Below are 14,566 nucleotides of genomic sequence, written 5' to 3'. Positions count from 1 at the left end.
TTTTTACTTCTCGTCGAGCTTGAGGGTCTTCTGAGTGTAGTCCCACATCTCGTCGTAGAGCTTCTTATCCTTGGCCAACTTGATGCCATAGGAAGGAATCATCTCCTGGATCTTGTCGCCCCACTGGATCATGTTCTCGCCGAAGCAACGCTCAAGCAGCTCGATCATGACGGCCGGGGTAATAGAAGCGCCCGGGGAAGCGCCGAGTAGGCCGGCGATGTTGCCCTCTGGGTTGTTAACGAGGGTGGTGCCGAACTCGAGGGAGCCGAAGTGCGGTGCAGCGGCCGGCTTGATGACCTGAACGCGCTGGCCGGCGATGACGGTCTCCCAGTCTGCTGGGTCTGCGGAAGGAACGTATTCCTTCAGCGCCTCGACGCGCTTGTCGAAGTCCTTGAGAACCTCGGAAACCAGGTACTTGGTCAGGCCGAACTCCTGCACGGCAACGCCGAGGTAGGAAGGAATGTTGTCCGGGCGGATGGACTTGAAGAGGTCGAGGTAGGAGCCCTTCTTCAGGAACTTCGGAGACCAGCCACCGTATGGGCCGAACAGCAGGCCCTCTTCGCCGTCGATGACGCGGGTGTCAAGGTGCGGAACAGACATCGGAGGAGCGCCGACGGCAGCCTTGCCGTACACCTTCGCGTGGTGCTGCTTGACCAGCTCAGGGTTCTTGGAACGCAGCCACAGGCCGGAAACTGGGAAGCCAGCAAAGCCGGAGACCTCGCGGACGCCTGCTTTGCGCAGCAGATTGAGTGCGTATCCGCCAGCACCAACGAAGACGAACTTCGCGCGGACCACGGAGTAGTCACCGGTGTGCAGGTTCTTGGCGTAAACCTTCCAGGTGGAGCCGTCGCGCTTGATGTCAACGACCTCGTGGCCGTAACGGATCTCGGTGCCGGAAGCCTTTGCAGCGGTAAAGAACTGCTTGGTCAGTGCACCGAAGTTTACGTCGGTGCCTGCCTCGGTCCAAGAAATTGCAACCTTCTTGGAGTTGAAGTCGCGGCCTTCGGACATCAGCGGCAGCTTCTCCTGGAATACTGCGTCGTCGTCGGAGAACTGCATGTTCGGGAACATGTGGTTGTCCTTGAGGGCCTCGAAGCGGCGCTTCAGGTAATCAACCTGGATGGAGCCCTGTGCGAAGGACACGTGTGGGACCGGGTTGATGAATGCCTTCGGATCGGTCAGGATGCCGTTGTTGAGCTGGTGAGACCAGAACTGGCGAGAAACCTGGAACTTCTCATTAATGCCCAGAGCCTTAGAAATGTCGATGCGACCGTTCTTTTCTGGGGTGTAGTTCAGCTCGCACAGCGCAGAGTGGCCGGTACCAGCGTTGTTCCATGGGGAGGAGGACTCCAGAGCAGGTCCATCGAGGCGCTCGAAGACCATCTGGGTCCAGCTTGGCTCCAGCTCGCGGAGCATAGCGCCCAGGGTGGCGCTCATGATACCGGCGCCTACGAGGGCTACATCTACCTCATCTACAACTTGTGCTGTCTTCTTGTCGGAGGACACCTTGCTATTACCTCTTCAGATTGAAAGTTATTGCTCCTGGACAAAGCTCTCGCTGGTGAACAAGAGCCTTTAGTGTCTTACGTTCTCGCCCACCTTTTACATTCCACTATCAGGAGAACAAAGCCCGCGGCGGCTTTGGTCACGCAAAGGCCAGGCAACTGCCCTAATCCTTTGTCGCTGACAACGGCACATAACAAGGGACGCGTCACGCATTACCAAACCACCATACGCCCTGAATGTAGAAATTGGGATTCTTCAACCGGGAAAATGTCCGTTTTTCACAGTCCGTATCACCCCACTTTGCCTAGACTGTACATATGACTGAGTCAACTCTGCAATGGAAACAAGACATTTTGGGCACGGGTTTCCAAGCCGCGGCCTTGCCCCTAGGCGCCGACCCCGACGGCGAAGGCGAAGTCGAGGCCACCTTGATTCGCTATACAGGCACCGCGAACGACGCCGACGAAGCCACGGACCGACAAGACGCCGAGCACACCGGGTTAGATAGCCGGGTCGCCGTCGTGTGGGTTCACGGCATGACCGATTACTTCTTCCAGGCGCACGTGGCAAAGCACTTCCACGAGAAGGGTTACGCGTTCTACGCCCTCGATCTTCGCAAGTGCGGCCGCTCCCGGAAGCCGAACCAGAAGTGGCATTACATCACGAACATGCACCACTACTTTTTGGACTTAAACGCGGCACTCGACGCCCTCCCGCAGGACAAGGTCGTGTTCTTGGGCCACTCCACCGCGGGTTGCATCCTTCCGCTGTGGCTTGACCAGTTGCGCCGTTGCGACGAGCAGCGCCACAACCGCATTGCAGGGCTTATCCTCAATAGCCCATGGCTTGACATGATGGGTGTGCCGAAGCCGGCTTACACGGTGCTCAAACCAGCCATCTTCGCTTTGGGCAAGCTCGCCCCCACTCTTCCGCTTTACGGCGGCAATCTCACGGCATTCGGTGATTCCATCCATTCCAGCCGCTATGGCGAGTGGAACTATGACCTTGAGAAGAAGCCCCTGGCGGGCCACAAGAAATATATGGGATGGATCCGCGCGGTGTTTAAGGCATTCGACGCCATCCACTCCGGCCGCATCGATGTCGGTGTGCCAATCCTGACGCTGACGTCTACCAAGTCGAATTTCACTGCACCGTATTCGGAGGAAATCAACTACGTGGACGCGGTAATTGATGTCAAGCAAACGCAGCGCTGGGCCAAGGAGCTGGGCACGCACTACACGTTGCACCCGATTGAGGGCGCGCGCCATGACGTGTTCTTGTCTCGGGAGCCGATCCGCGACGAGGCCTTCCACGTAGTCGATGAATGGTTGCCGGGCATACTCAAACCCTAGCTAAAACAAACTGAATAAAGGCACCCTAAACGTTTCCTAAATAATAAGGAGAAAAATGACTTCGCAAGATTCCACTTTCCCGGGCGCTGAACGCTTCGACCTGATCATTATCGGTACCGGTTCCGGCAACTCGATTCCTTCGGAGGATTTCGAGGATAAGAAGATCGCAATCGTCGAGGAAGGAACCTTTGGCGGCACTTGCTTGAACGTGGGTTGCATTCCGACGAAGATGTACGTCTACGCAGCCGACTTGGCGCACGCAGCGAAAGAGGGAAAGCGCCTGGGAATTGATGCGCAGGTAAATAATGTGGACTGGGAATCCATTATTGAGCGCGTCTTCGTCAACCGCATCGACAAGATTGCCGAGGGCGGCGAGGCTTACCGACGCGGCGATGAGACGCCGAATATTACGGTCTTTGACAAGCACGCCACGTTCTTAGGCCCCAAGGCAATTGCGGTGGGCGATGAAGTCATTACTGGCGAGCAGGTCGTCATTGCGGCGGGCTCTCGCCCATCTATTCCTGCGGTATACAAGGATTCCGGCGTGAAGTTCTATACGAACGAGAACATCATGCGCATGCCTAAGCAGCCGGAGAGCCTGATTATCGTGGGCGGCGGCTACATTGCCATGGAGTTTGCCCACGTCTTCGATGGTCTTGGTACGAAGGTCACGGTGGTCAACCGTTCCGAGAAGCTCCTGCGCCACCTGGACCACGACATTGTGGAGCGCTTCAACAAGCTCGCCCGTGAGCGCTTCGATGTTCGCATCGCGAATGCCCAGAGACTGGAGGAGACTGCGGAAGGTGTAGCGCTGACACTGGAGGATGGTTCCACAGTTGAGGCCGAGGCAATCTTGGTGGCAACGGGCCGCAAACCAAACGGCGACTTGATGGACTTGGACAAGGCAGGCATTGAGATCCGTGAGGACGGCCGCATCAAGGTCGACGAGTTTGGCCGCACCTCCGTGGAGGGCGTTTGGGCGCTTGGCGACGTCTCGTCTCCCTACATGCTCAAGCACGTTGCGAATGCAGAGATGCGCACGGTGCAGCACAACCTCCTTCACCCTGAGGAGCTTCAGGCTATGCCGCATGAGCACGTCCCGGCGGCTGTTTTCACCCATCCGCAGATCGCGAGCGTTGGTCTAACGGAGGAAGCAGCCCTCGAACAGGGGTACAACATTACCGTTAAGGTTCAGAACTACGGGGATGTTGCCTATGGATGGGCCATGGAAGATAATTCAGGAATTTGTAAGCTAATCGCTTGCAAAGAAACCGGCCGCCTACTAGGCGCACACCTAATGGGACCCCAAGCATCGACGCTAATCCAGCAACTCATCACCGCCATGGTTTACGACGTTGACATGCGCACATTTGCTCGGAAGCAATACTGGGTCCATCCAGCTCTGCCAGAGCTCGTAGAAAACGCAGTCCTTGGATTAAACTGGTAAATGACTGCATTACGTGACCAACATCACAATCACCCCCACGGGGAAGCCCCAGAAAGAGAGTTTGCCCACTTGAGCGCGGGGACCATCCCGAAATCCATCGTTGTAAATCCGATAGGTTTCGGGGGCAGCCCCGAAAACTTTCTAAATCAAATTACAGACGTGACGTGCAATTTAAGTGCATATGGGCTAACTTGATTGAGGACACCGGCTCGAGCCGATATTAAACCGGCGACCGTGTGTTTCTGGAAATGCTCTGAAAGCAATTTCGGAAGTAGTTTCCACAAAACACTTAGGTTTTCCATCGAAAGCCTTGCAAGTACGACATTTAAGGATTTTTGATATGCGTATCCGCAATGCAGCCCTCGCCGGCGCAACCGCAATCGCTGTAGCATTCGGCGGCACCACCGTTGCTTCCGCTGCTGAGACCGCTGACGGTTCCTCCTACGACGGAATCTTCGCTGGTTCTTCCAACGACCTGGCAAACTCCGAAGGCGAGACCAAGGGCGAAGGCTCCCTGTCTTCCAAGATCGATCTCGAGAACGATCAGGCCACCAATGGCCGCGACATCTTTGGTTCCTCCAAGGACTTCTCCGCAGTTCCGGCATGGGCTAAGGCTCTCTACGCTGCAACCATCGTTGGCGGCATCGGCGCTCTCGTTGGCGGCGTCATCGGCCCTGTTTACAACTTCATCGTTCACGGCCCGTTCGCTCGCTAATCAGCACTATCAAGAATTCCGAAAGGCAAAATAATGCGTAACTTCCGTACCGCTGCTGTTGCACTCGCAACTGCTACCACCGTCGCTTTCGGCGGCGTTTCCGCTGCGTCCGCAGCAGAGCCTGACACCCAGTCCCAGACCTCCTCTTTCTCTGGTTCCTCCAAGCTCGGTGACTGGCTGAAGGCTGATGAAGAGGTTGTCGGCACCGATCTTCTTGGCAAGGAGACCAATGACGAGAACAACGACGCACCCTGGTCCCTCGTTTGGCGCGATGGCACCATCGCTGCTGGCATCGTTGCTGCTATCGGTGGCCTGATCGCTGCTTACAACCAGGCTGTCTACACCGGCATCCTGCCGCAGCACATCCTGGACCCAATCTTCCGCCGCTAATTCACGGTAGAAGGTTCTAGGACTTTCAAAGCGCTGGCGCTCCTCCCCTTTTGGGGACGGAGCGCTTTTCGCGTATCTGGGCTCAGTATTGAGTCGGGTCAGATAGAAAAAGTGGCGCCTTCCAAGATGGAGGGCGCCACTATATAGTGTTGGCTTAGGTTTCTAGCTTCGGTTAGTTCTCGTCTGGCAGCGTGAGGATTTCGGCGCCGTCGTTGGTGATGACGAGGGTGTGCTCGAACTGTGCGGTGAACTTGCCGTCAACGTTCTGCACGGTCCAGTCATTGTCCCAGATTTCGTAATCAAGGGAACCGAGGTTGATCATCGGCTCGATGGTAAGGGTCATGCCTGGCTCGAGGATGTCACGGTACGTGGTGGAATCGTAGTGCAGAACCACGAGGCCGTTGTGGAAGGTAGGGCCAACGCCGTGGCCGGTGAAGTCACGGACAACGTTGTAGCCAAAGCGGTTGGCGTAAGACTCGATAACGCGGCCAATGACATTAACCTCACGGCCTGGCTTTGCCGCCTTAATGCCGCGCATCATTGCCTCGTGGGTGCGCTCAACGAGGAGCTTGTGCTCCTCAGAAACGTTTCCGGAGAGGAAGGTAGCGTTGGTATCACCGTGGACACCATTCTTGAATGCGGTGACGTCGATGTTTACGATGTCGCCATCCTCAATCACGGTGCTATCCGGGATACCGTGGCAGATGATCTCGTTCAGCGAGATGCAGCAGGACTTCGGGAAGCCCATGTAACCCAGCGTCGAAGGGTATGCACCATGATCCAGCATGTACTCATGCGCGATGCGGTCCAGCTCATCAGTCGTAACGCCAGGAGCGACAGCCTTACCGGCCTCCTGCAGGGCGTTAGCGGCAATCTTGGATGCCTCGCGCATGGCCTCAATGGTCTCAGGGGTCTGAACGAAAGGCTCACCCATTGCTTCTTGGACGGTTTCCTTCCAGACGTACTCCGGGCGCTCAATGGAATCCGGAACGGTACGGATCGGGGTGGGCTTCTGAGGGGTCAATTTTGCGCGATTACTCATGTTTGACCATGTTAGTCCTGTTCCCCACCCCGCGGCTAACCAGGTTAAGTGCTGCGGCTAGAGCTGGGTTTTGTGCGTTCTATTCGCCTTCTTGTGGCGCGGGCGCCGAACCGTTGCCCTCGGCGCGGTAAGCGTCGAGCTTCTGCAGGAAGTTGTCGGTGATGTTGACCGAGGTATCGGAACCACCGCCCAAGACAACGAGCGTGGCGAAGGCGATGTCATCTTCGCGGTAGCCTGTGAACCAGGCGTGGGAGCCTTCGTTGATCTCAGCCTCACCGGTCTTGCCGTAAATGGTGCCGCCGGCCTTCATGCCCGATGCAGTACCGCCGGTGACCACCGCGCGCATCATGTCGCGGACATTCTCCAGCACGTGCGGGTCAGGTGCCGGGGCGTCCTCAGACGCCTTCGTCTTGTGGTTCGACAGCAGAGTCGGCATCGGCGTCTTGCCGGCCGCCACCGTTGCAGAAACCAAGGCCATGCCGAACGGGCTAGCCAAGTCCGCGCCCTGGCCATATCCTGCTTCGGTGCGCTCCAACGGAGTCTTGCCCTCTGGAATGGAGCCCGTGATAGTGGTCAGCCCCGGGATGTCGTAATCAATGCCCAGGCCGAACTCCTTGCCCGTCTTCGCCAGCTCGCCTTCCTTCAAGTTGGTCGAGACCTCAGCGAAGGTGGTGTTACAAGACTGTGCAAAAGCCTGGCGCATCGGCACGCTGCCCAGCGAAAAGCCGTTGTAGTTGGTGACGGTGCGGCCAAACAGATTCATCGTGCCCGGGCACGGGACGATGGTATCCGCCGTAGCGCCCTGCTTATCCACCGCGGCCGAGGCCGTGATGATCTTGAACACCGAGCCCGGAGGGAACTGACCCTGCAGCGCGATATCACCCTTCTTGTCTGCCTGCTCAGTCTGCGCAACGGCAAGGATCTCACCGTTGGAGGGGCGGATGGCAACGAGCATCGCCTCGGAGTCAGCGCGCATGTTCACCGCTTCCTGGGCCGCGCGCTGCACATTGTAGTCCAAGCCAACGCGAATGGAGGGAGATTCCTCGGGTTGATGCAGCTCGACGTCGCTAAGCGCGGCACCGTTTTCATTGACCACCGAAATAGACCAACCAGAATTGCCCTCGACCTCATCCGAAACAATCGAGCGCACGCGCGCCAGGATATCCGGGGCCAGGCCCGTCTCCCTCGTCACCATCGCAGGCTCCTCGTTCAAACGCACGCCTTCGATGTGCTCCAACTGCGGGCGCACCTGCTCCGCCTGGGCCTCATTGAGCATCGTCACCGAGTAGCTATTGCCCTCAGAGCCCTCCAGCTCCTTAGCTAACTCCCCCGCGTCCTTCTCAGGCACGGAATCGTCCTGGGCATGCGCCTGGTTCAACGCGCTTGAAATCTTGGCAGCCAGCGGGCGCATATCCCCCGCCTTTTCCTTGTCCACCACCACGCGGTACTGCAGGCCCGGCGATAGTAGCTCCACGCCGTCGGAGGAAACCACGCTCGCACGCTTGGCGTCAATGGCGCGCAACTCCAAGTGCTGATGCGCTCCCAAGTTCGGGTGAACCAGGCTCGGCTGCCAGCGCACCTGCCAGTCCTTGTCCTTCTTGGTCAAGGTCATCTCGGTGTCGTAGCTCAAGGTGCGGTCCTTGGGCAGATCCCACGTCACCTTGTACTTGGCCGTGGCGTGCGAGTCATCCTGGGTTACATCACCAAGCTCAATATCAAGACCTTCTGCCTGCAGGCCCGAGTAGGTGGCATCCAGCGTAGACGTGGTGGCGTCCGGATTATCCACCAGCGTTGCCAGCTCATCGTTGTTGCGGGCTTCCATGTCCGCGATGAATTTTTCCGCAACAGGCTCCGCCGAAACAGGTTTCGGCGTGCACGCCACCAGCGAGCTAGCCCCAAACGAAGCCGCACATAGCAGCGCCACCATCTTTCTCATGTTTCGGCATACTAGCAGCCGAAAGAGACAAAAAGTCCACCCCACACCGAAGTGTGAAGCGGACAATTTTTATCGTGTTTTATGCTGAGTTTTCTGTGGGCTCTAGCGGGTTACGCGGACCTCAGCCTTGGCACCCTCGACGGCCTCCAAGCCTTCCTCGTCAGCAATGCGCATTGCTTCCTCGATGAGGGTTTCCACAATCTGGGACTCAGGGACAGTCTTGATGACCTCGCCCTTGACAAAGATCTGGCCCTTGCCGTTGCCGGAAGCAACACCCAAGTCAGCATCGCGAGCCTCACCTGGGCCGTTAACAACACAACCCATAACAGCCACGCGCAGCGGGAACTCCATGCCCTCGAGACCGGCGGTAACTTCCTCGGCGAGCTTATAAACGTCCACCTGGGCACGGCCACAGGACGGGCAGGAGACGATCTCCAGCTTGCGTGGACGCAGGTTTAGCGACTGCAGAATCTGGTCACCAACCTTGATTTCCTCAACCGGATCGGCAGAAAGCGAAACGCGGATGGTATCGCCAATGCCCTCAGAAAGCAGGGCGCCGAAAGCCACGGAGGACTTGATGGTGCCCATGAACTTCGGGCCTGCCTCGGTAACGCCGAGGTGCAGCGGGTAATCGGTCTTCGCAGCCAGCTGGCGATAAGCCTCAACCATCAGGACTGGGTCAGAGTGCTTCACGGAAATTGCGATGTCGCCGAAGCCATACTCCTCAAAGAGGCCAGCCTCCCAGATAGCGGACTCGACGAGAGCCTCTGGGGTGGCCTTGCCGTACTTTTCGAGCAGGCGCTTATCCAGGGAACCGCCGTTGACGCCGATGCGGATCGGGATGCCAGCGTCACCGGCTGCCTTAGCAACTTCCTTGACGCGGCCGTCGAACTCCTTGATGTTACCCGGGTTCACGCGGATAGCCGCGCAGCCGGCATCGATGGCCTGGAAGATGTACTTCGGTTGGAAGTGGATATCCGCGATGACCGGGATCGGCGACTTCTTCGCAATCGCAGGCAGCGCCTCGGCGTCGACTGGCTTCGGGCAAGCAACGCGCACGATGTCACAACCGGTGGCGGTCAGCTGCGCAATCTGCTGCAGCGTGGCGTTAACGTCGTGGGTCTTGGTGGTGGTCATGGACTGCACCGAAATCGGGTGCTCGGAGCCAACGCCAACAGGGCCTACGAAAAGCTGACGCGTTTTGCGTCGCGGAGCCAAGGTAGGAGGTGGGCCGTCTGGGATACCAAGACCGATTGGGGTCGACATGAATGCTCCTTAACCAAGCATGGAATTTAAATGGGGATTTAACGTCACCACTTTAGCACCGCTAAGTGGTGCGCCTCTTGCCCGCCCTGCGCCCGAGGCGAGCAATAGCGCTAAGCCGAAGAGGCTTAGCCGAAGAGGCGGATCGGGTTGACCACATCGGCGACGATGATGAGCGCACCAACCACCATCAGCACGGCCGCGATGGCATAAGTAATAGGCATCAAGGCTGTGTAGTCGGCCGGACCCTTCGGCTCCTTGCCAAGCAAGCGGCGGATGGCGTCGCGAATCTTTTCATAAATGATGACCGCAATGTGACCGCCATCAAAAGGCGGCAGCGGAATGAGGTTGAACAAAGCCAGGAAGAAGTTCAGCGTCGCCAGCATCATGAAGAAGGTCGACCACAGGCTACGCTCCACCAGCTCGCCGCCTACCCGGGAAGCGCCAACCACGGACATCGGACCGTTGACATCGCGCTCGTGACCAAAGATGGAGGCCACTACCCCAGGTACCTTGGCCGGGAACTGAATGATGCCGTCGACAGTCGCGTCTAAGACATAGCCCGCATAACGCGCCGTGGCCGGGAAGGCGCCGATAAAGTCATGCTTTTCCGTGGTATCTACCGTCTGGTTGACCAGGCCGATGGAGCCGGCGTCGACAAGCGCACCCTCCTGATTCAAACGCTTGACCGAATCCAGAGTGATCTCCAGCGTCTTGTGCTGGCCATCGCGCTCGACCTCGAGTTGCACCTTCTCCCCCGGGCGCGGGAAGACCTCCTCACGCAGCTGCGCAAAGCTTTCCAAAGGCTTGCCGTCCAAGGCCACGACGATGTCGCCGACCTTCACTCCAGCCTTGCCCGCAGGCCCCTCGCCCTGGCAGTCCGCAAACTCGCCCTGCTGGTTCTGCTCTGCCGAGCAAACCACCTCGCCCACTCGTGGGCGCACGTCTGCATCCGGGTTCGGAATGCCCGCCGTCATGGCGATGAGCAGCAAGATGACAAAACCCAAAAAGAGGTTGACCATGATGCCGCCAGCCATCACGATGACGCGCTGCCATGCCGGCTTTTTGTACATCGCATGCGGCTCTTCCTCCTCCGTGAGGAAGTCATCTTGTTCCGTCATGCCCGCGATGTCGCAGAAACCGCCCACCGGGAAGGCCGCTAGGCCGTACTCGGTGTGCCCGCGAGTAAAGCTCGCGATCTTGGGGCCAAAGCCGATGTAGAAACGGCGCACACGCATGCCAAAAGCACGAGCGCTGAACATGTGTCCAGCCTCGTGCAAAGCAACGGTGATACCGATTCCCAGGGCGAATAAAACGATGCCCAGGATATTTGCCATAGTGGTGAAAGCTTTCTAGTTAGCCAAAGTGTCCACCAACGCGTTTGCGCGCCGGCGGGCCTCGCCCTCAACGGCGATTACATCATCGACGGATGAGGGTACACCAGCGAACTGGGAGGCCTCCCCCACGACCTTGTCAACCACGTCGACGATCTCTGGGAAGTGGATGCGGCCTGCCAAGAAAGCCGCCGCAGCCTCCTCGTTCGCGGCGTTGTAGACCGCCGGATGCGTGCCACCCGCCTCCGCCGCGGCACGGGCAAGGGAAACGGCGGGGAACGCGGCGTCGTCAAGCGGCTCAAAGTGCCAATCGTGCGCCTTGGAAAAATCGAGTGCCGGCTGCGCACCGGGCACGCGATGCGGCCAATCCAGCGCCAGGGAAATCGGCAGCTTCATCGAAGGCGGCGATGCCTGAGCAATGGTGCAGCCATCCTTGAAAGTAGCCATGGAATGAATGATGGACTGCGGGTGCACCGTAACGTCGATGCGCTCGGGGGCAATGTCGAAGAGCAAGGTTGCCTCGATAAGCTCCAAGCCCTTATTAATTAAGGTCGCGGAATTAAGCGTATTCATCTGCCCCATGGACCACGTGGGGTGCTGCGCCGCTTGCTGCGGGGTCACGTCCCACATCTCCTCACGCGTGCGGCCACGGAAAGGGCCACCCGAAGCCGTCAACACGAGCTTGTCCAGCTCCCCTTCCGCGCCGGATCGCAGGCACTGCGCCATGGCGGAATGCTCGGAATCGACCGGGATGATCTGGCCCGGCTTTGCCATGCGGGTGACAATATGGCCGCCGGCCACCAGAGATTCTTTATTGGCCAGAGCAAGAAACGCCCCCTGCTCCAGCGTGGCGATGGTAGAGCGCAGGCCCATCGAGCCCACCAAGGCGTTGAGCACCTTGTCTGCTTCGACTTCGCGCACCAACTGCTCAGCGGCATCCGCGCCCGTGCGCACCGGGCCTCCCAAGGCTGCGGAGACTTCGCGTGCAGCCTGCTCACTAGCCACCGCCACGTGGTCAAACGAAAGATTGAGAGCACGGGCCTGCTCTATCACTAATTGCGGGTTGGAACCGCCCGCGGCGATGCCGACTACTTGGAATTTATCCGGGTTATCGGCGATAACTTCCAGTGCCTGGGTGCCGATGGAGCCCGTGGACCCGAGAATAAGAATGCGCTGTGTACTCACCTCTCCAACCCTAGCGAGCCGCGGCCAAAATAGGGTGAGCGAAATTGCCGGGGGTGTTTCTTCGCTAACGCGGCGAGGATGATTTAAACTACTACACAGAATAAATGGCATTTCATGTGCGCGCGCAGAGTGCGCCATGTACACGCAAAGGAGAGCAAGTGTCTTCCCACAAGCCGGCACCGCAGGTTTTCGACGGCGTTTCCACTGAGGACGTCCCGTCCGCAGGTTTTGGTTGGTCCCGCATCAGCCGCTCTGGCGTTCAGATCGCTGGCTGGATTTCTGTACTCTTCCTGCTGGCCTACAACTTCGGTAACCACAAGGGCCACGTTGAGACCGTCTGGCTCATCGCTCTTGCCGTCGTTCTTGCTCTGGGCCTTATCATCTTCGCCCTGCGCCCGAACCTCTCCCAGGTGCGCACCGTCACCGCTCGCAACCAGCCGGTTGGCCACGTTGAGCCGGACTGGGTATATGACCAGAAGACGGTTTCCGGCTCCTACGCTGAGCTTAACGACGCAGAGCTGCGCGCCCTGAACATCGACCCAGCTCGCGTTTCCCACCTGCGCGTCGAGCGCGGCACCGCTCGTGCAGCCCGCAAGGCAATGCACTAAGCGCATACGCGAAATACTCCCCGCCACCCACGTTGCTGTTGGGTGACGGGGAGATTTTTATGCGCTTTATAGCTGAAGCGCCGCCCAAGGCGAGCTTGGGCGGCGTGAATGGGTTGGGCGGCGTGAATGGGTTGGGCGGCGTGAATGGCTCGGGTGGATTGGCCGAGCTTTAGGCGGACTCGCGCTCGTCGGCAGCGAGCTGGCCGCAGGCGGCGGCGATTTCATCGCCCTTAGTATCGCGGACGGTGCACGGCACGCCCTGTGCGATGACACGGCGGACGAACTCGTCCTGGCGGTCCCTCGGTGCGGCGTCCCACTCAGAGCCCGGGGTTGGGTTCAGCGGGATGACGTTGACGTGCACCTTGGAGCCGAGCGCGCGGTGCAGCTTCTGCCCCAGCATGTCGGCGCGGAAGACCTGATCATTCTTGTCACGGATGAGCGCATACTCGATGGAGACGCGACGGCCGGACTTGTCAGCGTAGTAACGAGCGGCGTCGAGGACCTCCTCGACCGGCCAGCGGTTGTTGACCGGAACCAGGGAATCACGCAGCTCATCGTCTGGAGTGTGCAGGGAGACTGCCAGGGTGCAGGAGAGGTCTTCGTCGGCAAGCTTGCGGATAGCTGGAGCAAGTCCCACGGTGGAAACCGTCACGTTGCGCTGGGAAAGGCCAAAGCCCGTCAAGTCCTGGCCGGTTATCTGGCGCACGGCGTGGACCACGCGCTTGTAGTTGGCCAGCGGCTCGCCCATACCCATGAACACCACGTTGGACAGGCGGCCGCCTTCTTCCTCCATAAGCTTGGCGGCGTGGCGGAACTGCTCCACGATCTCTGCGGTGGACAGGTTGCGGTCGAGGCCGCCCTGACCGGTAGCGCAGAACGGGCACGCCATGCCGCAGCCGGCCTGGGAAGAAATACACAAGGTGGCGCGGCCCGGGTAGCGCATGAGCACAGACTCGAGCATGGTGCCATCGTGCAGGCGCCACAGGGACTTGGTGGTCTCCCCGTCATCCGTGGAGGTCTGGCGGATGGGAGTCATCAGCGTTGGGAAGAGACGCTCCTGGACTTCCTCACGCTTGCCGGCCGGGATGTCCGTCATCTCGGAGACATCCGCGGTGCGGTGTACGTAGTAGTGCTTTGCCAGCTGGTTCGCGCGGAACTTAGGCAGGCCAATTTCCGCGAGGACGTCAATGCGCTCGTCGTGGGACAGATCCGCGAAGTGCTTCGGCGGCAAACCGCGCCGAGGGGCGGAGAAATTAAGTTTCAATGCTTCAGCCATGGTTCCGCCCATTTTTCCACGTTTTCGGCACTTTTACCCAATTGAAACCGAGGCGAAGTGGCACAATCGACAGCTCGCAGGATTAAATAGACATATGACACAAAACGAATTCCCCGCAGACGAGACCGCCTACGCGCCAGAGACCACCGCTGATAACACCACTGGCACGCACACCGAAGTTGAGTCCACTTACTCCCAGCAAGAGGACACGAAGGTCAAAGGATCTTTCGCAGGTTCCACCTGGGCCGCACTGATCGTGGGATTCCTGCTGCTCATCGTCCTCATCGTCTTTATCCTGCAGAACCAGCAGAAGGTGCCGATGAACTTCCTGAACTGGTCGGGCGAATTCCCGGCTGGCATCGCCTACCTCATCTTCGCCATCGCCGGCGCACTGATCATGGCACTGGTTGGCATGTGGCGCATGTTCGAGCTGCGCCGCCAGGTGCGCAAGCAGGCCAAGGCACGCAACCGCTAAATACCCAGCGAGCCAAACACTGATACATTAAAAATCT

General features: G+C 58.8%; 13 protein-coding genes. 6 read left to right on the top strand and 7 right to left on the bottom strand.

Going from position 1 to position 14,566, the window contains the following annotated elements; translation table 11 throughout:
- Nucleotides 1-3: 3 nt before the first annotated feature.
- On the bottom strand, nucleotides 4-1,506 hold the full coding sequence (mqo, locus tag HMPREF2692_RS10395) for a malate dehydrogenase (quinone) (protein WP_061923161.1): 1,503 nt from the start codon (nucleotides 1,504-1,506) through the stop codon (nucleotides 4-6).
- Between the two features lie 317 nt (nucleotides 1,507-1,823).
- Here mqo and HMPREF2692_RS10390 point away from each other — a divergent pair, with 317 nt between their 5' ends.
- The 4 genes from HMPREF2692_RS10390 to HMPREF2692_RS10375 all read left to right on the top strand — a co-directional run bounded on the left by HMPREF2692_RS10390 (nucleotide 1,824) and on the right by HMPREF2692_RS10375 (nucleotide 5,410).
- Nucleotides 1,824-2,858, top strand: coding sequence for an alpha/beta hydrolase (locus tag HMPREF2692_RS10390; protein ID WP_061923164.1), 1,035 nt, complete (start codon nucleotides 1,824-1,826; stop codon nucleotides 2,856-2,858).
- A gap of 55 nt (nucleotides 2,859-2,913) precedes the next feature.
- Nucleotides 2,914-4,305: a mycothione reductase gene (gene mtr, locus HMPREF2692_RS10385; protein WP_070733335.1), complete on the top strand. Its 1,392-nt coding sequence runs from the start codon at nucleotides 2,914-2,916 to the stop codon at nucleotides 4,303-4,305.
- Between the two features lie 340 nt (nucleotides 4,306-4,645).
- A complete protein-coding gene (locus HMPREF2692_RS10380; protein WP_070433242.1) occupies nucleotides 4,646-5,020 on the top strand; it encodes a hypothetical protein in 375 nt (124 codons plus the stop codon).
- 33 nt (nucleotides 5,021-5,053) lie between these two features.
- Nucleotides 5,054-5,410 (top strand): hypothetical protein, encoded by a 357-nt coding sequence (locus tag HMPREF2692_RS10375; protein WP_070433243.1) that lies wholly within the window; start codon nucleotides 5,054-5,056, stop codon nucleotides 5,408-5,410.
- Between the two features lie 172 nt (nucleotides 5,411-5,582).
- On the opposite strand, the gene map is transcribed toward HMPREF2692_RS10375, so the two are convergent.
- The 5 genes from map to dxr form a co-directional block, all read right to left on the bottom strand.
- Nucleotides 5,583-6,452: a type I methionyl aminopeptidase gene (gene map, locus HMPREF2692_RS10370; protein ID WP_061923176.1), complete on the bottom strand. Its 870-nt coding sequence runs from the start codon at nucleotides 6,450-6,452 to the stop codon at nucleotides 5,583-5,585.
- A 79-nt stretch (nucleotides 6,453-6,531) separates the two neighbouring features.
- On the bottom strand, nucleotides 6,532-8,388 hold the full coding sequence (locus HMPREF2692_RS10365; RefSeq protein ID WP_061923178.1) for a penicillin-binding transpeptidase domain-containing protein: 1,857 nt from the start codon (nucleotides 8,386-8,388) through the stop codon (nucleotides 6,532-6,534).
- A 102-nt stretch (nucleotides 8,389-8,490) separates the two neighbouring features.
- The gene (gene ispG / locus HMPREF2692_RS10360; protein ID WP_061923181.1) at nucleotides 8,491-9,654 is read right to left on the bottom strand and encodes a flavodoxin-dependent (E)-4-hydroxy-3-methylbut-2-enyl-diphosphate synthase; all 1,164 of its coding nucleotides are present in this window, start codon (nucleotides 9,652-9,654) and stop codon (nucleotides 8,491-8,493) included.
- Nucleotides 9,655-9,779: 125 nt separating this feature from the next.
- Nucleotides 9,780-10,988, bottom strand: a complete 1,209-nt coding sequence (locus HMPREF2692_RS10355) for a M50 family metallopeptidase (RefSeq protein WP_062044063.1) — start codon at nucleotides 10,986-10,988, stop codon at nucleotides 9,780-9,782.
- Nucleotides 10,989-11,003: 15 nt separating this feature from the next.
- Nucleotides 11,004-12,170 (bottom strand): 1-deoxy-D-xylulose-5-phosphate reductoisomerase, encoded by a 1,167-nt coding sequence (dxr, locus tag HMPREF2692_RS10350; protein WP_070733337.1) that lies wholly within the window; start codon nucleotides 12,168-12,170, stop codon nucleotides 11,004-11,006.
- A 158-nt stretch (nucleotides 12,171-12,328) separates the two neighbouring features.
- On the opposite strand from dxr, the gene HMPREF2692_RS10345 reads away from it, so the two are divergent.
- Nucleotides 12,329-12,778, top strand: coding sequence for a DUF2631 domain-containing protein (locus tag HMPREF2692_RS10345; protein ID WP_061923190.1), 450 nt, complete (start codon nucleotides 12,329-12,331; stop codon nucleotides 12,776-12,778).
- Nucleotides 12,779-12,947: 169 nt separating this feature from the next.
- On the opposite strand, the gene rlmN is transcribed toward HMPREF2692_RS10345, so the two are convergent.
- The gene (gene rlmN / locus HMPREF2692_RS10340) at nucleotides 12,948-14,054 is read right to left on the bottom strand and encodes a dual-specificity RNA methyltransferase RlmN (protein ID WP_061923668.1); all 1,107 of its coding nucleotides are present in this window, start codon (nucleotides 14,052-14,054) and stop codon (nucleotides 12,948-12,950) included.
- 94 nt (nucleotides 14,055-14,148) lie between these two features.
- On the opposite strand from rlmN, the gene HMPREF2692_RS10335 reads away from it, so the two are divergent.
- Complete coding sequence (locus tag HMPREF2692_RS10335; protein ID WP_070733339.1) at nucleotides 14,149-14,529, top strand: LapA family protein; 381 nt, start codon at nucleotides 14,149-14,151, stop codon at nucleotides 14,527-14,529.
- The last annotated feature ends 37 nt before the right edge of the window (nucleotides 14,530-14,566 follow it).

Source organism: Corynebacterium sp. HMSC036D03, assembly GCF_001836185.1.
Taxonomy (GTDB): domain Bacteria; phylum Actinomycetota; class Actinomycetes; order Mycobacteriales; family Mycobacteriaceae; genus Corynebacterium; species Corynebacterium simulans.
Note: the sequence above shows the minus strand (reverse complement) of the source record. Positions and strands in the feature narration are given on the sequence as shown.